This is a genomic window from Streptomyces sp. NPDC104096 (genome assembly GCF_055584385.1).
In genome coordinates this window covers 1-18,766 of sequence record NZ_JBVJMD010000029.1, presented here as the reverse complement: position 1 = coordinate 18,766, position 18,766 = coordinate 1, and the positions used below count along the sequence as shown (strand labels likewise).

Sequence of the window (18,766 nt, the reverse complement as noted above, 5' to 3'; positions counted from 1 at the left end):
AGTCCGATGAGCCAGGCGGCACAGAACCTGAACTGGTTGATCACCAACTTCGTGGACAACACCCCCGGTGTGTCTCACACAGTGGTGGTCTCCGCCGACGGCCTTCTGCTGGCGATGTCCGAAGGCTTCCCGCGTGACCGCGCCGACCAGCTCGCCGCCGTGGCGTCGGGTCTGACCTCCCTGACGGCCGGGGCCTCCCGGATCTTCGAGGGCGGCAGCGTCGCGCAGACGGTCGTGGAGATGGAGCGCGGCTTCCTCTTCCTCATGTCCGTGTCCGACGGATCGTCCCTGGCCGTTCTCGCGCACCCCGAGTGCGACATCGGCCTCGTCGGCTACGAGATGGCGCTGCTGGTCGACCGCGCGGGTGCGGTGCTCACGCCTGACCTGCGCGCCGAACTCCAGGGAAGTCTGCTCCACTGACCGCCCCGGATCTACCCGTCTCACCAAATCACCGTCCGGCCGCCACAATCCCCCCACCGGCCCCCGTCAGACGGCAAGACTGACCGATCTGCTGTCCCGCCCGGAGGATTCATGACCCCGCCCAACGCCTCTCATGATCCGTACGCGGAGTCGTACGGGGACGAGGGCGACCAGCCGCTGGTTCGTCCTTATGCGATGACCGGCGGCCGGACCCGGCCGCGTTACCAGCTCGCCATCGAAGCGCTGATCAGCACGACGGCCGACCCGGCAGCGCTCATGGGGCTCCTCCCGGAGCACCAGCGCATCTGCCATCTGTGCCGTGAGGTGAAGTCGGTCGCCGAGGTCTCGGCGCTGCTCGCCATGCCCCTGGGTGTGGCACGGATCCTCGTCGCGGACCTCGCGGAGGCCGGACTGGTCGCCATTCACCAGCCGGGCGGCGACGAGACCACCGGCGCACCGGACGTGACACTGCTCGAAAGGGTGCTCAGTGGACTTCGCAAGCTCTGACGGAGGTCGGGCGACCACCTCCGCAAAGATCGTGGTGGCCGGCGGCTTCGGCGTCGGAAAGACCACGTTCGTGGGCGCCGTCTCCGAGATCAACCCCCTGCGTACCGAGGCCGTCATGACGTCCGCTTCCGCGGGCATCGACGACCTCACCCACACCGGGGGCAAGACCACCACCACCGTGGCCATGGACTTCGGCCGCATCACGCTCGACCAGGACCTGATCCTGTACCTCTTCGGTACGCCGGGTCAGGACCGCTTCTGGTTCATGTGGGACGACCTGGTGCGCGGTGCGATCGGCGCCGTGGTCCTGGTCGACACGCGGCGGCTCGCCGACTGCTTCCCCGCCGTGGACTACTTCGAGAACAGCGGCCTGCCGTTCGTCGTGGCCCTCAACGGCTTCGACGGCCAGCAGCCGTACCAGCCGGAGGAGGTCCGCGAGGCTCTCCAGATCGGTCCGGACACCCCGATCATCACGACGGACGCCCGCCACCGCGCGGACGCCAAGTCGGCACTGATCACGCTGGTGGAGCACGCGCTGATGGCTCGCCTGAGGTAACTCCCCGGTCGAATTCGGCGTACGAAGGTTGCCGTATACGTTCCCGGAGCCGACTGTGGTCTTTGACACGGTCGGCTTCGGCGTTCATAACGTTTCGGCAGAGGAATCCGGTGGTACGGCAACGCGTCGCGGTCGTCCGGTCTCGCTGTGCGCACGAAGGCCCCGTCTTTTGGCGGGGCTCGCTCTTTATGACCGTTTTATCTGGGGCTTACATCACACCGAACCGGCTCTTCCGACTGTTTGGAAGAGCACTGCTCCCCATGCTGGAATGCCTGAACTGCCCAATAGTCAAAGACGTACTCACTAGTCGAGAACGTACTGGGCTCTGAGACACTGCGGCACGACGAAGGTGCCGACCGCCGAGAGGTTGTTGGTCGAGTGAGGCGAAGCAAGAACAGTCCCGAGCCGGCGGCGCGGGGCAACTTCACCCCGCCGTCGCGCGGAGTGACGCCCGCCCCTGTGCAAGGGCCCGAGCCGACGGCGACGCCCCCCGCGAGCGGCGGCCGTCTCTCCCCCCGCAACTGGCGGGTGCCCACCAGGCTGAACGCGATTCTGCTCATCCCCGTGATGGTCGGCCTCGTCATGGGCGGCTTCCAGGTGAAGAGCTCGATCAACACCTGGCAGGAGGCCGAGGACGCGCAGAACACCGCGCGTCTGGTGCGGGCGTCCCTGGCCTACGCGGACGCTCTCTACAACGAGCGCGACGTCACGGCCGAGCCCCTGCTGACCAGCAAGGGCCAGGACGACAAGGTCGTCACGTCGGCCCGCAAGTCGACGGACGACGCCGCCGACGCCTTCGACCAGGCCGCGCAGAACATGCCGCAGACGGCCGGTCTCCAGCGTCGGCTGAAGCTGTTCCGCGCCGAGGAGCCCAAGCTCCAGGCGATCCGCTCGGCCGCCTACACCTCGCGTCTGCCCGCCGTGCAGACGGAAGAGGGCTACACGCAGGTCGCCCACCCGCTGATGGAGTTCGCCAACGAACTCGGCCTGGGCACCGGAAACATCACGAGCTACGGCCGTACCGTCTACGCGATCTCGCTGACCAAGGCCGCGCTGTCCCTGGAGCGCTCGATCGGCATGCACCTGCTGATCAAGCCCGGCCCCAAGGACGTGAACTTCGCCAAGCAGCGCGTCGCCCTGTCCTCGTACGCCTACCTCGAGGGCATCGCCGTCGAGGAGTACCTCGGTGGTGGTACCGAGGAGGACGCCGCCAAGCTCGAGACGGCCAAGGCGAAGATCAAGTCGCAGGGTACCGCGATGGCCGAGCAGGCCAAGGGCGCGAACCCGGACTACGTGCCGCCGCCGGCCGACCCGACCGACATGGTCGCGGCCCTGTCGACGATGCAGAGCACGGACCGCGCCGTACTCGACGGACTGGCCCAGGGCGGCATCACCCCGGAGAACTGGTGGGCGGTCAACACCCTCAAGTACCAGGCGTACAGCAAGATCGAGTCGGACATGGCCGACAAGGCCGTGAGCGAGGCGTCCAGCATCGCCGACGACGCCAAGACCTCCGCGTTCATCACCGGTGCGGCCGTCGTGGTCGCCCTGCTCGCCGCGTTCATCCTGGCCGGCATGGTGGCCCGCCAGATGAGCCGCTCCATGCGCCAGCTGCGCAACGCCGCCTTCGGCATCGCCGAGCAGCGTCTGCCGATGCTGGTCGACCAGCTCTCGCGCACCGACCCGGGCCGGGTCGACACCCGCGTCCAGCCCATCCCGATCACCACCACGGACGAGATCGGCGAGGTCGCGCGCGCCTTCGACCAGGTCCACCGTGAGGCGGTCCGACTGGCCGCCGAGCAGGCCCTGCTGCGGGGCAACATCAACGCGATCTTCACCAACCTCTCGCGCCGCAACCAGTCGCTGATCGAGGGCCAGCTGACCCTGATCACCGACCTGGAGAACAACGAGGCCGACCCGGACCAGCTGGAGAGCCTCTTCCGCCTGGACCACCTCGCGACCCGTATGCGCCGCAACGGCGAGAACCTCCTGGTCCTCGCCGGCGAGGAGCCCGGCCGTCGCTGGGACCAGCCGGTCCCGCTGGTCGACGTGCTGCGCGCCGCCTCCTCCGAGGTGGAGCAGTACGAGCGCATCGAGCTGTCGGGCGTCCCGGAGGCCGAGATCCACGGCCGCGCCGTGACCGACCTCGTGCACCTGCTCGCCGAGCTGCTGGAGAACGCCACCACGTTCTCCTCCCCGCAGACCAAGGTCCGCGTCACCGCGACCCGTCTCCCCGACGGCCGCGTCATGATCGAGATCCACGACAAGGGCATCGGCCTGACCGCCGAGGACTTCGCGGACATCAACCACAAGCTGGCCAACCCGCCGACCGTGGACGCCGCGATCTCCCAGCGCATGGGTCTGTTCGTGGTCGGCCGGCTGTCCGACCGGCACGGCATCCGCGTCCAGCTGCGCCCCTCGGGCGAGCAGGCCGGTACGACCTCGCTGGTCATGCTGCCCGACGCGATCACCCACGGTGGTGGTGGCGAGCAGCAGCTGCAGGGCGACGAGTTCACCGTCTCGCAGATCATTCCCGAGCAGCAGCAGCTCCAGCAGCAGTACCAGGCCGAGGAGTTCAGCCCGCAGCAGCCGATGCGCACCGCGGCCGAGCTCGGCTTCGACGACAGCCGCTACGAGGTGCCGGACGACATCCGGGACCTGGACCCCGTCGGCCGCTCGCTGATGCGCGAGGGGCGCCGGGCGGCCCTGGAGACCCAGGCGCAGCCCGAGGAGGCCGCACAGGACTCCGAGGCCTCCTCCTACGGTGACGAGTTCGACGCCCGGCACGCCGCCTACGAGAGCGGTCAGGGCTCTGCCTACGCCGCCGAGGCGACCGCGTACCCGGAGCAGACCGCCGGCTACGACGAGCAGGCCGCGTACGAGGGCCAGCAGCAGCAGTCGTACGACGAGCAGTACTTCGCGCCCAACGGCGGCCAGCCGCAGAACGACGGCTTCGCGTCGAACGGTGGCTACCCCGACCCCGCTTACGGGGAGCAGGCTCAGAAGGAGCCGGAGTCGGCGCACGGCGCCGCCCCGGAGACCTTCTCGGGCTTCGAGGAGCAGTCCTACCAGGACGACTGGCAGCAGACCGGTTTCCAGAACGGCTACCCGGACCAGTACGCTCCGGGGGCGGGGTCTTCGCAGGCCGCTGACGCGAGTCAGCCGGACCGCGTAGGCTTCGACCGTCCGGGACCGGCCTCCTCCGTCGGGAACTCGCTGACCGACGCCGGGTTGCCTCGCCGTGGTGCGGGCCCGATCGGTGCGAACGGCGCGGGACGCGCACAGCAGCAGCCTCAGGCTTCCGCTCCGGACAACGGCGGCGACAACTGGCGGTCGGCGAACGACGACCGCTGGACGCAGGCCGCGGCGCTGCGGAAGCCCAAGGCGGGCGGGGTCACCTCCTCCGGCCTGCCGCGGCGGGTACCCAAGGCCAACCTGGTCGAGGGAGCCGCCGAGACCACCCCCCAGGGAGGCCCACAGGTCTCCCGCGCCCCGGAGGACGTCCGGGGCAGGCTGAGCAACCTGCGTCGAGGCGTCGAACGTGGACGCAACGCAGGCAGTGAAACGAACGGCCAGGGCTTCGGTCCTGACAGCACCTACAACCAGGAGCGTTAGTGTGAGCCCGATGAGCCAGGCGGCGCAGAACCTGAACTGGTTGATCACCAACTTCGTGGACAACACCCCGGGGGTGTCCCACACGGTGGTGGTCTCCGCCGACGGACTCCTTCTGGCGATGTCCGAAGGGTTCCCCCGTGACCGTGCCGATCAGCTTGCGGCTGTCGCGTCGGGTCTGACCTCGCTGACCGCGGGTGCCTCGCGCATCTTCGAGGGCGGCCACGTGAACCAGACGGTCGTGGAGATGGAGCGAGGGTTCCTCTTCATCATGTCCGTCTCCGACGGTTCCTCGCTGGCTGTCCTTGCACACCCCGATGCGGACATCGGTCTCATTGGGTACGAGATGGCCCTTCTGGTGGACCGTGCAGGTACGGTTCTGACACCGGATCTTCGTGCGGAGCTCCAAGGGAGCCTTCTCAACTAGCAGACGAACCGTGCGTATTGGCGTCCCGGGGCCGTAAGGTTTCGGGACGCGGCTCCACAGTGATGGATGCCAGTGCACAGTCGGAGGAGGAGAGAAAGTGGCAACACCCCCAGGCGGCTCATCGGGCAACTGGTCGTACGGACCCGGCCAGGGCCAGGGCGACGGTTCGCAGAACCCGTACAACTTCCCCTCCGCGCCAAGCCAGCGGCGCCACCAGCAGCCGTACGCGCCGCAGGGCCCCGGCCCGTCGCCGTACGACCAGCCGAACGCGCCCCGCATCCAGCCGGTGCAGCCGCAGCGCCGCGGTCCCGAGCCCGCACCCGCCGGGTCGTCGAACAACCCCCTGGTGCGCCCGTACGCCATGACGGGCGGCCGCACCAGGCCGCGGTACCAGCTCGCCATCGAGGCGCTGGTACACACCACCGCATCTCCGCAACAGATGCAGGGCCAGTTGCCCGAGCATCAGCGGATCTGCAATCTGTGCCGAGAGATCAAGTCGGTGGCCGAGGTCTCGGCCCTGCTGTCGATCCCCCTCGGTGTGGCCAGGATCCTCGTCGCCGACTTGGCGGAGGCGGGACTGGTCGCGATCCACCAGCCGGGCGGCGACGAGAACGCCGGCGGCCAGCCAGACGTGACACTGCTCGAAAGGGTGCTCAGTGGACTTCGCAAGCTCTAGCGGCGGTCCTTCCCGCTCCACCACCTCCGCGAAGATCGTGGTGGCGGGCGGCTTCGGCGTGGGTAAAACCACGTTCGTCGGCGCCGTCTCGGAGATCAACCCGCTGCGCACGGAGGCCGTCATGACGTCTGCTTCGGCAGGCATCGACGACCTCACCCACACCGGGGACAAGACGACCACGACGGTCGCCATGGACTTCGGTCGTATCACCCTGGACCAGGACCTGATCCTGTACCTGTTCGGCACGCCCGGCCAGGACCGCTTCTGGTTCATGTGGGACGACCTCGTGCGCGGTGCGATCGGCGCGATCGTGCTGGTGGACACCCGGCGTCTCGCCGACTGCTTCCCCGCGGTCGACTACTTCGAGAACAGCGGTCTGCCCTTCGTCATCGGCCTCAACGGCTTCGACGGCAACCAGCCGTACCAGCCGGACGAGGTGCGCGAGGCGCTCCAGATCGGCCCGGACACCCCGATCATCACGACGGACGCCCGCCACCGCGCGGACGCCAAGTCGGCACTGATCACGCTGGTGGAGCACGCGCTGATGGCACGCCTGCGCTGATCCGGCGCGCATACCGACAGGTGGGCGGTCCTTCCCGAACCGGGGAAGGACCGCCCACCTGCTTTTGCGCCCACCCGCTCTTGCGCGCGTCTGCTTACGGGCCGCCCGGTTCCGCTCGCGCCCGCCACCGCGGGGGCCCTGGAGATGCCCGTACGCGCGACAGGGCCCCTCTCCTGCCGAGAGGGGCCCTGTCGCGCTGTGCGGGGGGCTGCCTAGCCGTGCCAGCTGTGCGGGGCGCGGAAGCCGGGCTCGCGCTCCAGACGGCGCCAGCCGGCCTTGCGGTGGCCGCCGCCGTGCGCCGGGGTCTCCGTGGACGTACGGGCCGCGGCACGGGCGAGCAGGATCGCCGTGATGGCGGCGACCTCCTCGGGCTCCGCATGGCCCTTCTCGACGCGAATGTCAGAGTTCATGGATGTCAGTCTCCGTGAGAGAGGTTTCCGCAGGGGTACCGCGAAGGATCCGCCGGGTTACTGCGGGGGTTACCGCGGGGACGGTGCCGCGAGGGCTACTGCGGCGGGTTGCCGTGCTTGCGCGAGGGCAGGTCCGCGTGCTTGCTGTGCAGCATGGCCAGGGACCTGATGAGGACCTCGCGGGTCTCGGTCGGATCGATGACGTCGTCCACCAGGCCGCGCTCGGCGGCGTAGTACGGGTGCATGAGCTCGGACTTGTACTCCTTGACCATGCGGGCCCGCATGGCCTCGGGGTCCTCGGCCTCGGCGATCTGCCGCCGGAAGATGACGTTGGCGGCGCCCTCGGCACCCATCACGGCGATCTCGTTGGTGGGCCACGCATAGGTGAGGTCGGCACCGATGGACTGGCTGTCCATGACGATGTACGCACCTCCGTACGCCTTGCGCAGGATCAGCGAGATCCTCGGCACGGTCGCGTTGCAGTACGCGTACAGCAGCTTGGCTCCATGACGGATGATCCCTCCGTGCTCCTGGTCGACCCCGGGAAGGAATCCCGGCACGTCCAGGAAGGTGACGATCGGGATATTGAAAGCGTCACACATCTGGACGAAGCGCGCAGCTTTTTCACTCGCCTCGATGTCCAGCACGCCCGCGAGGGTCTGCGGCTGGTTGGCGACGATGCCGACGACCTGGCCGTCGAGGCGGGCCAGCGCGCAGATGATGTTCCGCGCCCAGCGCTCGTGGACCTCCAGGTAGTCGCCGTCGTCGACGATCTCCTCGATGACCTTGGCCATGTCGTACGGACGGTTGCCGTCCGCGGGGACCAGGTCCAGCAGGACGTCGCCGCGCCGGTCCGCCGCGTCCGTCGACTCGACGCGCGGCGGGTTCTCGCGGTTGTTCTGCGGGAGCATCGACAGGAGGTAGCGCACCTCCGCGATGCAGGTCTCCTCGTCGTCGTAGGCGAAGTGGCAGACACCGCTGGTCTCGGCGTGCACGTCGGCGCCGCCGAGCCCGTTCTGGGTGATCTCCTCGCCGGTGACCGCCTTGACGACGTCCGGGCCCGTGATGAACATCTGCGAGGTCTCACGGACCATGAAGACGAAGTCCGTGAGGGCGGGGCTGTAGGCCGCGCCGCCCGCGCACGGGCCGAGCATCACGCTGATCTGCGGGATGACTCCGGAGGCCTTCGTGTTGCGCTGGAAGATGCCGCCGTAGCCGGCGAGGGCGCTGACGCCCTCCTGGATACGGGCGCCGGCGCCGTCGTTCAGCGACACCAGCGGCGCTCCCGCCGCGATGGCCATGTCCATGATCTTGTGGATCTTCGTCGCGTGGGCCTCGCCCAGCGCGCCGCCGAAGATCCGGAAGTCGTGCGCGTAGACGAAGACCGTACGGCCCTCCACCGTGCCCCAGCCGGTGATCACACCGTCCGTGTACGGCTTCTTGGCCTCCAGCCCGAACCCGGTGGCCCGGTGCCGGCGCAGCTGCTCGACCTCCCGGAAGGATCCCGGGTCCAGGAGCAGCTCGATCCGCTCCCGGGCCGTCAGCTTGCCCTTGGCATGCTGCGCCTCGGTCGCCCTCTCGCTGGGACCCGCCAGTGCCTGCACACGGATCTCGTGCAGCTCGGCCACACGTCCCCGCGCGTCCGTCGGCTCACCCGTCGTCTCTTCCAAAACGGTCATGTAGCGACCATACGAAGCCCACCAAGGAAAGCGAGCCGTCGACTCCGTACAGTCTCCGGACCGTTTTCCTGGTGCCACTGAACAGAACGGCGGCCCCATGCAAGCCTTCCGACTGCCCAGGGGGCTTCCTGCTTGTCGGGGTCTCACAAACGACCGGCCGCGGACCGGTTCATATTCACGGGGCACGCATGCCGTCCCCGGAGTGACACCGGGACCCGGACGGCGGTACGCCGGGTGCGAGGCGCGCCGTCGGCGCGCAGCGTGAACGGCCCTCGCGACAGGTCGCCGCGAGGGCCGTTCACGAGGACGCGGAGCGGGTCAGCAGCCGCCGCAGTTGTAGTAGAGGACGTCCCAGTGGTTGCCCTCGTCGGCATAGATGCTGCCGGCACCGGACCGGTACTGGGGAGCGCCGTCGCCGCGCAGCCCGATGTAACTGAAGGTGTTCTTGATGTAGTTCGTCACGCAGGTGTTCTTGCCGTAGTCGAGCTTGTAACCGTTCCAGTGGGAGTAGGTGCCGGAGGCGTGACCGGTCTCGGTGCCTCCCGTGATGTTCAGGGCACAACCGCTGGCGCTCTTGAGGGTCTGGGCGCCCTGGGCGGTGGCGAGGTTGAGCTGCTCGAAGGACGTGCAGGTGGAGTTGTTGCGGTCCGAACAGTTGCCCGAGGACGACCAGGTGATGCCGGACGAGCGGAACATCGAGGTCGCGGTGGCGTGACTGATCTTGGTGGCGGCGAAGGCGTCGGTGGCGGTGCCGAGGACGGCCACACCGGGGGCGACGAGAAGGGCCAGGACGGTGAGGACGGAGCGGAGCCGGAGGTGGAGCGGTCGCGCGGTCTTCGCGGGGACCATGGGAAACCCTTTCCTGCTGTGGGCCGTGCTTCCTGTGGGGCGGCTGTGCAGGTGGCGCAGGGAGATGGTGCCCGAGTTCTACGCGCGTCCGCCAGAGGGCGGCAGACAATCACAGAACGTAGCCTGGGAGACACACAGTGGATGATGTTGAAACTTGTACGGAATAGGGCTAGCGTCTACCTCGTTACCTCGTTGAAGATTCAACAGAATCCTCCGCACCGGTTCCGCGGCTTCGGACGAAACCGCGACCCCGTCCCCCAAGGAGCAACGTCATGGGCATCTTCGGCCGCAAGGACAGCGACGACACGACCTCCGAGACCGCCGCCACGACCCCCGGCGCGGTCTCCCCCGACCTCGCGGCGCTGACCGGTGAGTACACGATCGACCCGGCCCACTCCTCGTTCGGCTTCGTGGCGCGCCACGCGATGGTCACGAACGTCAAGGGCAAGTTCAACGAGTTCTCCGGGTCCCTGCACCTGGACGGCGGCGACCCGGCCAAGTCCACGGCGACCATCGACATCACCATGGCCAGCGTCGACACCGGTTCCGCCGACCGCGACGGCCACCTCAAGAGCTCGGACTTCTTCAAGGCCGACGAGTTCCCGACGATGACCTTCCGCTCCACCGAGGCGCAGGCCCTCGGCGGCGACGACTACCGGATCACCGGCGACCTGACCATCCTCGGCGTCACCAAGCCGCTCACCATCGACCTGGAGTTCAACGGCTCCGCCAAGGACCCCTTCGGCAACGAGCGCGTCGGCTTCGAGGGCAAGGCCGAGATCCTGCGCTCCGAGTGGGGCCTCACCTGGAACGCGGCGCTGGAGACGGGTGGCGTGCTGGTCTCCGACAAGATCAAGCTGAACTTCGACATCTCGGCGATCAGGAACGCGTGAGGCGCACCGCACAGCGGTCCATGACGCAGCGCGCCCGCCCTGCTCCCGCCCCCGGCGGGGAGGGCGGGCGCGCCGTGTGTTCGGCGAGGGTTCCGTTCATCCTCGGGCGGTGCGCGGCCGGGCGTCGCGGGCGCGGCACCACGGGCCGTCCGGCCGCCGGCCGCCGGGGCGCGGCCGGGAGGCGCGGCGAGCCGGCGCGGGTGCGGGACCGGACCGGGCGGCGGGCGGCAGGGCCGGGCCCGGGACGACCAGGAGCGCGACGAGGTGCCGCGCCTCGCGGCGGTGCCGATGGGACGGCCGGCGGAGGCGGAGGCGGAGACCACGGCCGGCGGGTGAGGGGCGCGCCGGACGGCCGGTGGCACACCGTCGGGCCGCCTGCGCGGATGGCCTGATTCACCCCCTTGTGCGACCGCTCACAGCGTTCGCATAATCCAGCAACAGATTTTGACGAGCTCATGCCAGCACATGGGCAATCCTTTACGGCTCCCCCGCGCCTTGTGTTTGGCATGTACATGTCATCCACCCCCACGGAAGGCATCACGGTGAAGAAGCTCCTCACGGCGCTCCGCAGATGGGCGGTCGCCGGCGCGGCCGCCCTCGCGGTCGTCAGCCTTCAGCCCGTCTCAGCCGCGCAGGCCGCCCCGGCGCCCGTCGTCGGCGGGACCCGGGCCACGCAGGGCGAGTTCCCGTTCATGGTCCGGCTCTCCATGGGCTGCGGCGGCGCGCTCTACACCCCGCAGATCGTGCTCACCGCCGCGCACTGCGTGAGCCGCACCGGAGCCAACACCGGCATCACCGCCACCGCCGGTGTCGTGGACCTCCAGTCGACCACCGGCCGGGTCCAGGTGAAGTCCACCTACGTCTACCGGGCTCCCGGCTACAACGGCAACGGCAAGGACTGGGCGCTCATCAAGCTCGCCTCGCCCGTCAGCCTGCCCACGCTGCCCATCGCCACCACCACGGCCTACAACACCGGCACCTTCACCATCGCGGGCTGGGGCTCGGCCACCGAGGGCGGCGCCCAGCAGCGCTATCTGCTGAAGGCGACCGTGCCGTTCGTCAGCGACGCCACCTGCCGCACCTACAGCGGCTACAGCGGTCTGGTCGCGAGCGACGAGATCTGCGCCGGCTACGCGGCGGGCGGCGTCGACACCTGCCAGGGCGACTCCGGCGGGCCCATGTTCCGCAAGGACAACGCCGGCGCGTGGATCCAGGTCGGCATCGTCAGCTGGGGCATCGGCTGCGCCCGCGCCAACGCCCCGGGCGTCTACTCCGAGGTCTCCACCTTCGCCTCGGCCATCGCCGCGGCCGCCGCCACGCTCTGACCGACGCCCCGCGTCCCCCTCGGGACCGCCACGGGCACGGGCCCGCCGCCCCCGGGCGCCGGGCCCGTGCCCCGTCGTACGTACGTCAGAAGCCGCCGCCGAAGTCCCCGCCGCCCCCGCCGCCGAAGTCCCCTCCCCCGCCGTCCCCGAACCCGCCGCCGAAGTCGCCCGGGTCGAAGTCCGCCCCCGAGACGTCGCCGCCCTGGTAGCCGCCGGCGCCGAAGTCGCCGTAGCCGGTGCCGTAGTCGGACGCGTAGGACGGGGAGGCCATCACCCCGCCGAGCGCGGTGCCCAGCAGCAGGCCGGGCAGGATGCCGCCGCCGAAGTAGCCGCCGGCCCAGGGGCCGTAGGCGGGGCCCGCGTCCCAGTAGGGGCGGCGGCCGTACTCGGTGTCGACCTGCCGGATCATCGGGTCGCGGCCGTCGGCCAGCCGGGTCCGGTCGGCCGCGCACACGGGCACCTCGCGCGGGGCGCCGCCGACGGGGGTCCAGGCGGCGTCGGCGACCGAGGGGCCGTGGCGGGGGTCGAAGAAGCACGGCGGCCGGCGTTCGGGCAGCTCGCCGCCCGTCCGGCGGGCGGCGAGCTGGGCCAGGCTGAAGCGGCCGTCCTCGACGGCCTCGGTGACCGCGCGGACGTCCTCCGGTCCGGCCGCCTGCGCCATCAGCGTCTTCGCCTGGTCGTAGGCGTCCAGCGCGCGCTCGTAGTCCGCTCGCATGGCGTCGTCGGCCCCGGCCTCCGCCGGGTGGAAGTCCAGCCGGTCCAGTTCCTCGCCGAAGGCGGTGATGTCCTCGTCCACCACGACGCGCAGCCGGTCGAGGGCGGCCCGCCGTTCCGCCTCGCGACGGCGGCGGTTGCGGCGGGCCAGCCCGATGGCGCCCGCGCCGCCCGCCACCAGGACGACGCCCGCGGTGATCAGCGCGGCGGTCGGCACCCCGGCGGCCCCGCCGGAGGAGCCCCAGGTCGCGGGCGCCGAACCGCCCATGTTGGTCAACGCACGGCTGGTGAAGTCGCTCAGCTGGGTCTTCGCGTCGCTCTCGCCCCGGACGCTGGTGACGAGGTTCCGCACCGCGGTGCGGGGCAGCACGGAGGCGTCGGCGCGCGCGTCGAAGCGATCGCCTAGGCGGATCGCGTACAGGCCGGTGACGCCGGTGGCGGTGCGCAGGTCGGCGAAGAGGTTCCCGGTCGGGTAGCCGGCCGGGAGGACCGCGATGAACAGGGGCTTGTCGGCCTTCCTGATCTGCTCGCGCAGGGCGTCCGCGTCGGACGGCGAGAGCTGGTCGGCAGCCGCCGGATCGACGTACACCGGACTCGCGCGCAGAGCGTCCGCGACGGCGCTGACACTCGTGACGGACGGGACGGCGGGGGCGGCGGGGGCGGCGGCGCCACCGGGGGTGCCCGAAGCGGGTGCCGGACCCGCCCACACCCCGGCGAGGGCGGCGAGCAGGAGGGCCGGCACCAGTCGGGGGAGGCTTCGGGTCCGTACCACGTCCATCATGGTTCGAAGTTACCCGAAGCCTCCCAAAAGGTGACATTCACTCGTACGGGAGACGCGGTGCCCGTGTCAGGCCGCCCGGTACGCCTCCGTCAGCTTCCGCACGGCCGCGCCGTAGCGTCCGGTCAGGAGCAGATGGTCGGCGTCGGCGAAGGGCTTCGCCAGCGCCGCGGTGATGTGCTGCCCCGCCTTCTGCTGGACGAGCAGCCGCGCCTTCGTGACGAGCGCGCGCCCCGCCGTCCCGGCGTGCGCCCGTTCGGCGGCGCCGGCTGCGATCCCGAGCGCCTTCAGCGTCGGCAGACCGCCCGCGGGCGCCTTGCCGAGCGTCGTCAGGCCCCAGCCGTACGGGAACTGCGGGTCGTACGCCGTGTCGCCGACGTTGACCGGCAGCTGGGCCTCGGACCTGGGCCAGGTGACGGGGAGCTGTCCGGTGAACGGGCGCCTTCCGTACAGCACGTCCGCCACGCCCGCGCCCTCGGTGCCCGGCAGCCAGGAGGCCACCAGGGCGTCGATGACACCGAGCCGGTCGCCGACGAGCTGCGGGCGGCCGGAGACGATCAGCACCGCGCACCTCATGGCCGCGCACACCTTGTCCACGGCCGCCTTGTCGGCCGCGGTCAGCTCCAGGTCGTTGCCGTTGCCGACGTCGCCGACGCCCTCGGCGTACGGGGTCTCGCCGACCACGACCACGCCCACGTCGTAACCGGTGGTCGGCGCCGAGGCGTCCTTGGAGTAGGTGACGTCGCCGCCCGCGTCACGCATGCCCTGGAGGATCGTCGTGCCCTTGGTGATCGGGCCGGACGAGCCCTGCCAGGTGAGGGTCCAGCCGCCGGTCTGGTTGCCGAGGTCGTCGGCGTTCGAACCGGCGACGTACACCTTCTGGGACTTCTTCAGCGGCAGTACGCCGTCCGCGTTCTTCAGCAGGACCTGGGACTCGGCCGCGGCCTGCCGCGCCACGGCCCGGTGCGCGGCCGAGCCGATCCGCGAGGCGCCGCCCGTGTCCGCGTAGGGCTTCTCGAAGAGGCCCAGTCGGAACTTCTGGGTGAGGACGCGGGAGACGGCGTCGTCGATCCGCCGCTCGCCGACCCGGCCGGCGGTCACCTCGGCGACGAGCGCCGTACGGAAGTCCTTGTACGAGTACGGCACCATCATCATGTCCACGCCCGCGTTGACCGAGGTGCGCACGTGCGCGGCGTAGTCGCCGGGGAGCTGGTCGATGGCGTTCCAGTCGCTGATCACGAAGCCGTCGAAGCCCATGCGGCCCTTGAGCACGCCGTTGATCATGTCGGCGCGGGCGTGCATCTTCACCGGGCCCAGGCCGTCGCCGACGATGTCGAGCGAGGAGTAGGACGGCATGACCGTGCCGACGCCCCGGTCGACCGCGGTCTCGAAGGGGGCCAGGTGGACGGCCTCCAGCTCCTGCCGGGTGACCTCGGTGACGCCCTGGTCGAGGGTGTACGAGCCCGTCGTGGACGTGCCGTACCCGGTGCCGCCATCGCCGACGAAGTGCTTGGCGGTGGCGAGGACCTTGTCGCCGCGCTTGAGGTCCTTGCCGCTGCGGGCGCCCTGGAGGCCCTGGACCACCGTCTCCATGGACTCGACGAGCGCCGGGTCCTCGCCGAAGGACTCGTAGGAGCGGCCCCAGCGTTCGTCGCGCGACACGCACAGGCAGGGGGCGAAGTCCCAGGGGATGCCGGTGGCGCGGACCTCGGCCGCGGTCACCGCGCCCGTCCGCTCGGCGAGGGCGGGGTCACGGGTGGCGCCGATGCCGATGTTGTGGGGCATGACCGTGGCGCCGGCGAGGTTGTTGTGGCCGTGCACGGCGTCCACGCCGTAGATCAGCGGGATCTGGAACCGGGTCGCCTGCGCCCGGAGCTGGAAGCCGTCGATCATCTTCGCCCAGGCCTCGGGGGTGTTGGGGGTCGGCGTGGAGCCGCCGCCGGAGAGCAGCGAGCCGAGGTCGTAGGCGGCGACGTCACCGCCGTCGCCCACCGCGCCGCGCTCGGCCTGGGTCATCTGGCCGGCCTTCTCCGCCAGGGACATCCGGGACAGCAGGTCGGCGACCCGCTTCTGCACGGGCAGTTTCGGGTCCAGGTACGGCAGTCCGTGGGCGTCGATCACGACCTGCGGGGTCTCGGCGGGGGCCTTGGCGCCGGTCACCGTGAGCTTGAGCGGGATGGTCTCGGCGGCCTCCGCGGACCTGTCGCGCAGGGTCGGGACCTTGATGACGCGACTGGTGCCGGACGTCGTGCCCGCCGGGAAGGTGATCTCGCCCCGGACCGGGGTGTAGTCCCGGCCGGGGGTGGCGGTGCCGCCCGCGCTCTCGTAGGCGACGGTCACGGGCTCGTCGATCGGGGCGGCGCCGGTGGTGGCGACGGAGACCTTCACGGCGGCCGTGCCGCCCTCCCGTACCGGGTGGACCGCGGCGTCGGTGGTGACGGAGGCCCGCAGGGACTGGTCGGCCCTGCCGTACAGCTCGACGTCGTCCATGGCGAACTGCCCCCGGAGACCGACCGGGAGGGTGAGGGCGTAACCCCACATCTGCGTCAGGCCGAGGACGTGGTCGATCCCGCCGACGGGCTGGTAGTCCGTACGGTAGACGAAGTCGGCGAAGGGGATCTCGATCTGTTTCCAGCCGGTGAAGTCGTCGGCGAAGGAGGTCGTCCACAGCTCGGACGCCTCGCCGTTCGCGCCGCCGTCCTTGATCTCGAAGGAGATCTTCCTGGTGGTGTCGCGGCCGTCCCACCAGAAGCGGATGCCCCGGTGGGCGGACCAGTCGTGGGCGGGTTCGGTCGCGGCGAAGTCGTGGGTGAAGCCGCCGTAGCCGCTGATGTCGTAGGTGCCGGTGAGGACCTTGGCGCCCTCGGGGGCGTCGGCGCGTTCGGTGAGCTGGAGGGCCGGCGGGTCGTCTGCGTCGCCGCCCCAGGTGAAGATGCCCTCGGCGGGCTGGCCGGCGAAGGGGACCTCGCCCTCGAAGCGGTCGACCGGGACCGGTGGCGGGTCGGCGGCGCCGGACGCGGCGCCGACGGCGGTCAGCGGGAGCAGGGCGGTGAGCAGGGCGGCGGAGGCGATCAGGGCGGTTCTTCGCATGGACCTTCCCTTTGGCTCTCGTGAGTCCTCGGACGGCCGGCCGGGACGCGGCCGGCCCAACTCGTGACCCAGTCCAACTCACGACTTAGATCACGGCGTGAGTTAACTGGGGGCACCGGACGCCGTCAAGAGTTCACACCGGAACCGGTACGCACTCAACTCCCGGCCGGATCTGGCATGTTGATCCTTCAGGTTGTGAACGCCCAACCCCTTGACGCCCATCCGAAGCCGTCATTTACTCACGGCTCGTACGCCTCCCCACCCCCACCTCCAGAAGGGCGGCGCTCCATGAGGAGATCGACTCGGGCCATCCGGCTGCTGATCGCCGGGTTGCTCACCACGGCCGGCTTCACCGCGGCCGTACCGGCGCACGCGGCCGGTGAGCAGGTCACGGTCTGGCTCACCACCACCGACGACAGCGGCGGCCGGCATGTGGTCCGCGGCCTCCAGGCGCAGGCCCCGTTCGCCTTCCAGGCCGGGGCGGGCGGCGGCGGCGAGAACATCACCGTCGACGAGAACACCCGCTACCAGACCTTCACCGGCGGCGGCGCGTCCTTCACCGACACCGCCGCCTGGCTGATGAACGGCAGCGGGGCGCTGTCGCAGGCGACCCGGGACGCGACCATGCGCAAGCTGTTCTCGCCGACGGACGGGATCGGGCTGTCGTTCCTGCGCAACCCCATGGGCGCCTCGGACCTGGCCCGGTACGGATACACGTACGACGACGTGCCGGCCGGGCAGACGGACGCCTCGCTGTCCAGGTTCTCGATCGCGCACGACCTCGCGGACGTCGTGCCGCTGACGAAGCAGGCCCTCCGGCTGAACCCGTCCCTGACGGTGATGGCCTCGCCGTGGACCGCGCCGGCCTGGATGAAGGACAGCGGGCAGCTCAACGGGGGCTGGCTGAAGGCCGAGGACTACGGGGCGTACGCGTCGTACTTCGTGAAGTACCTCCAGGCGTACCGGGACCAGGGCGTGCCGGTCTCGTACGTGACCGCACAGAACGAGCCGACGTGCTGCTCCGGCTATCCGTCGATGAGCTGGAACGCCTCGGGGCTGGCCTACTTCACCAAGAGCGAGCTGCTGCCGAAGCTGGCCGCTGCCGGACTGCCCACGAAGGTGCTGGCGCACGACTGGAACTGGGACGTGTACGACGGGTACGCGGCGCAGACGGTGGACGACGCGGCGGTCCGCTCCCACCCGAACTTCGGCGGCGTCGCCTGGCACGGCTACGGCGGTGACGTCACGAAGCAGACGTCCGTGCACAACCAGTACCCGCAGCTCGACGCGTTCGGCACCGAGCACTCCGGCGGCACCTGGATCGCGAACCAGCAGCGCGAGGACATGCTCGACATCGTCGACTACACCCGCAACTGGGCGAAGTCGGTGACCAAGTGGTCGCTCGCGGTGGACCAGAACATGGGCCCGCACAACGGCGGCTGCGGCACCTGCACCGGGCTGGTCACCGTGCACAACGGGGACGGGGCGAGCGGCACGGTCGACTACACGATCGAGTACTACACGATGGGGCATCTGACCAAGTTCGTCCGGCCCGGGGCGCAGCGGATCGCCTCCACGGCCTCGTCGGCCGTCCCGAACGTCGCCTGGCGCAATCCGGACGGGTCGAAGGCGCTGATCGCCTACAACGACGGCTCGGCGGCGAGGACGGTCACCGTCGACTGGGGCGGCCAGCACGCGACGTACGCACTGCCCGGCAAGACGTCGGCGACCTTCACCTGGTCCGGCACGCAGTCGGGCGGGGGCAGCCGGTCGGGGGCGTTCGTCGGGCTGGCGGGCAAGTGCCTCGACGTGGCGGGCGCGTCGAGCGCCAACGGCGCCGCGGTACAGCTCTACGACTGCAACGGGACCGCCGCGCAGACCTGGACCGTGCAGGGCGACGGATCCGTGCGCGCGCTCGGCAAGTGCCTCGACGTCACGTCGGGGTCGACCTCCGACGGCGCCAAGGTCCAGCTCTACGACTGCAACGGTTCGGGCGCCCAGCAGTGGTCGTACAACGCCTCGACCGGTGACGTGGTGAACACGGCGGCGAACAGGTGTCTGGACGTCACGGACAACTCGTCGGCGAACGGGGCACGGGCCCAGATCTGGTCCTGCACCGGCGCCGCCAACCAGAAGTGGCGGCTCCAGTAGTCACCGCGCCGTCGCGGCCCCGGGGGGGGCCCCCCCCGGGGCGCCCCGGGGGTTGGCCCCGGGGGGCCCCCCGCCCCGCCGCGGGGGGGGGGGGGGAGCGGCCACCCCGCGCCCCCC

Annotated in this window: 15 protein-coding genes; 10 read left to right on the top strand and 5 right to left on the bottom strand. The window is 70.5% G+C overall.

The features are described 5' to 3' along the window. Positions 1-6: 6 nt before the first annotated feature. From ACZ60B_RS26270 to ACZ60B_RS26240, 7 genes are all read left to right on the top strand, one after another. Entirely contained in the window at positions 7-420 is a 414-nt protein-coding gene (locus ACZ60B_RS26270; RefSeq protein WP_003993189.1) for a roadblock/LC7 domain-containing protein, read from the top strand. A 111-nt stretch (positions 421-531) separates the two neighbouring features. Further along, on the top strand, positions 532-927 hold the full coding sequence (locus ACZ60B_RS26265; RefSeq protein ID WP_152888400.1) for a DUF742 domain-containing protein: 396 nt from the start codon (positions 532-534) through the stop codon (positions 925-927). Then, entirely contained in the window at positions 908-1,483 is a 576-nt protein-coding gene (locus ACZ60B_RS26260) for an ATP/GTP-binding protein (protein ID WP_162468659.1), read from the top strand. Before ACZ60B_RS26265 ends, ACZ60B_RS26260 begins: the two co-directional genes overlap by 20 nt. Before the next feature lie 378 nt (positions 1,484-1,861). Next, positions 1,862-5,098 (top strand): nitrate- and nitrite sensing domain-containing protein, encoded by a 3,237-nt coding sequence (locus ACZ60B_RS26255; protein ID WP_469390983.1) that lies wholly within the window; start codon positions 1,862-1,864, stop codon positions 5,096-5,098. Positions 5,099-5,108: 10 nt separating this feature from the next. After that, positions 5,109-5,522, top strand: coding sequence for a roadblock/LC7 domain-containing protein (locus ACZ60B_RS26250; protein WP_152888434.1), 414 nt, complete (start codon positions 5,109-5,111; stop codon positions 5,520-5,522). A 97-nt stretch (positions 5,523-5,619) separates the two neighbouring features. Next, positions 5,620-6,198: a DUF742 domain-containing protein gene (locus ACZ60B_RS26245; RefSeq protein WP_450661845.1), complete on the top strand. Its 579-nt coding sequence runs from the start codon at positions 5,620-5,622 to the stop codon at positions 6,196-6,198. Continuing rightward, positions 6,179-6,760, top strand: coding sequence for an ATP/GTP-binding protein (locus ACZ60B_RS26240; protein ID WP_162468656.1), 582 nt, complete (start codon positions 6,179-6,181; stop codon positions 6,758-6,760). The genes ACZ60B_RS26245 and ACZ60B_RS26240 overlap by 20 nt, the downstream gene beginning before the upstream one ends. 212 nt (positions 6,761-6,972) lie before the next feature. Here ACZ60B_RS26240 and ACZ60B_RS26235 read toward each other — a convergent pair whose 3' ends face one another. The 3 genes from ACZ60B_RS26235 to ACZ60B_RS26225 all read right to left on the bottom strand — a co-directional run bounded on the left by ACZ60B_RS26235 (position 6,973) and on the right by ACZ60B_RS26225 (position 9,698). Next, positions 6,973-7,170 (bottom strand): acyl-CoA carboxylase subunit epsilon, encoded by a 198-nt coding sequence (locus ACZ60B_RS26235; RefSeq protein WP_351622647.1) that lies wholly within the window; start codon positions 7,168-7,170, stop codon positions 6,973-6,975. A 95-nt stretch (positions 7,171-7,265) separates the two neighbouring features. Then, complete coding sequence (locus ACZ60B_RS26230; protein ID WP_469391110.1) at positions 7,266-8,798, bottom strand: acyl-CoA carboxylase subunit beta; 1,533 nt, start codon at positions 8,796-8,798, stop codon at positions 7,266-7,268. Positions 8,799-9,167: 369 nt separating this feature from the next. Next, entirely contained in the window at positions 9,168-9,698 is a 531-nt protein-coding gene (locus ACZ60B_RS26225) for a hypothetical protein (protein ID WP_469390980.1), read from the bottom strand. Positions 9,699-9,970: 272 nt separating this feature from the next. Here ACZ60B_RS26225 and ACZ60B_RS26220 point away from each other — a divergent pair, with 272 nt between their 5' ends. Both ACZ60B_RS26220 and ACZ60B_RS26215 read left to right on the top strand, forming a co-directional pair. Then, positions 9,971-10,591 (top strand): YceI family protein, encoded by a 621-nt coding sequence (locus ACZ60B_RS26220; protein WP_469390978.1) that lies wholly within the window; start codon positions 9,971-9,973, stop codon positions 10,589-10,591. Positions 10,592-11,133: 542 nt separating this feature from the next. Beyond that, entirely contained in the window at positions 11,134-11,916 is a 783-nt protein-coding gene (locus tag ACZ60B_RS26215; RefSeq protein ID WP_469391108.1) for a serine protease, read from the top strand. 85 nt (positions 11,917-12,001) lie between these two features. Here the strand turns inward: ACZ60B_RS26215 and ACZ60B_RS26210 are convergent, their stop codons facing one another. Next, positions 12,002-13,411, bottom strand: coding sequence for a hypothetical protein (locus tag ACZ60B_RS26210; RefSeq protein WP_469390976.1), 1,410 nt, complete (start codon positions 13,409-13,411; stop codon positions 12,002-12,004). Between the two features lie 66 nt (positions 13,412-13,477). After that, positions 13,478-16,498, bottom strand: coding sequence for a glycoside hydrolase family 3 protein (locus ACZ60B_RS26205; protein WP_469390974.1), 3,021 nt, complete (start codon positions 16,496-16,498; stop codon positions 13,478-13,480). 288 nt (positions 16,499-16,786) lie between these two features. On the opposite strand from ACZ60B_RS26205, the gene ACZ60B_RS26200 reads away from it, so the two are divergent. Next, a complete protein-coding gene (locus tag ACZ60B_RS26200; RefSeq protein WP_469390972.1) occupies positions 16,787-18,649 on the top strand; it encodes a ricin-type beta-trefoil lectin domain protein in 1,863 nt (620 codons plus the stop codon). The last annotated feature ends 117 nt before the right edge of the window (positions 18,650-18,766 follow it).

What these genes read in the sequence shown, in the direction of transcription:
- ACZ60B_RS26235 (WP_351622647.1), bottom strand. Translation starts at nt 7,170, where the DNA reads ATGAACTCTGACATTCGCGTCGAGAAGGGCCATGCGGAGCCCGAGGAG.
- ACZ60B_RS26225 (WP_469390980.1), bottom strand. Translation starts at nt 9,698, where the DNA reads ATGGTCCCCGCGAAGACCGCGCGACCGCTCCACCTCCGGCTCCGCTCC.
- ACZ60B_RS26265 (WP_152888400.1), top strand. Translation starts at nt 532, where the DNA reads ATGACCCCGCCCAACGCCTCTCATGATCCGTACGCGGAGTCGTACGGG.
- ACZ60B_RS26250 (WP_152888434.1), top strand. Translation starts at nt 5,109, where the DNA reads ATGAGCCAGGCGGCGCAGAACCTGAACTGGTTGATCACCAACTTCGTG.
- ACZ60B_RS26205 (WP_469390974.1), bottom strand. Translation starts at nt 16,498, where the DNA reads ATGCGAAGAACCGCCCTGATCGCCTCCGCCGCCCTGCTCACCGCCCTG.
- ACZ60B_RS26270 (WP_003993189.1), top strand. Translation starts at nt 7, where the DNA reads ATGAGCCAGGCGGCACAGAACCTGAACTGGTTGATCACCAACTTCGTG.
- ACZ60B_RS26200 (WP_469390972.1), top strand. Translation starts at nt 16,787, where the DNA reads ATGAGGAGATCGACTCGGGCCATCCGGCTGCTGATCGCCGGGTTGCTC.
- ACZ60B_RS26220 (WP_469390978.1), top strand. Translation starts at nt 9,971, where the DNA reads ATGGGCATCTTCGGCCGCAAGGACAGCGACGACACGACCTCCGAGACC.
- ACZ60B_RS26210 (WP_469390976.1), bottom strand. Translation starts at nt 13,411, where the DNA reads ATGATGGACGTGGTACGGACCCGAAGCCTCCCCCGACTGGTGCCGGCC.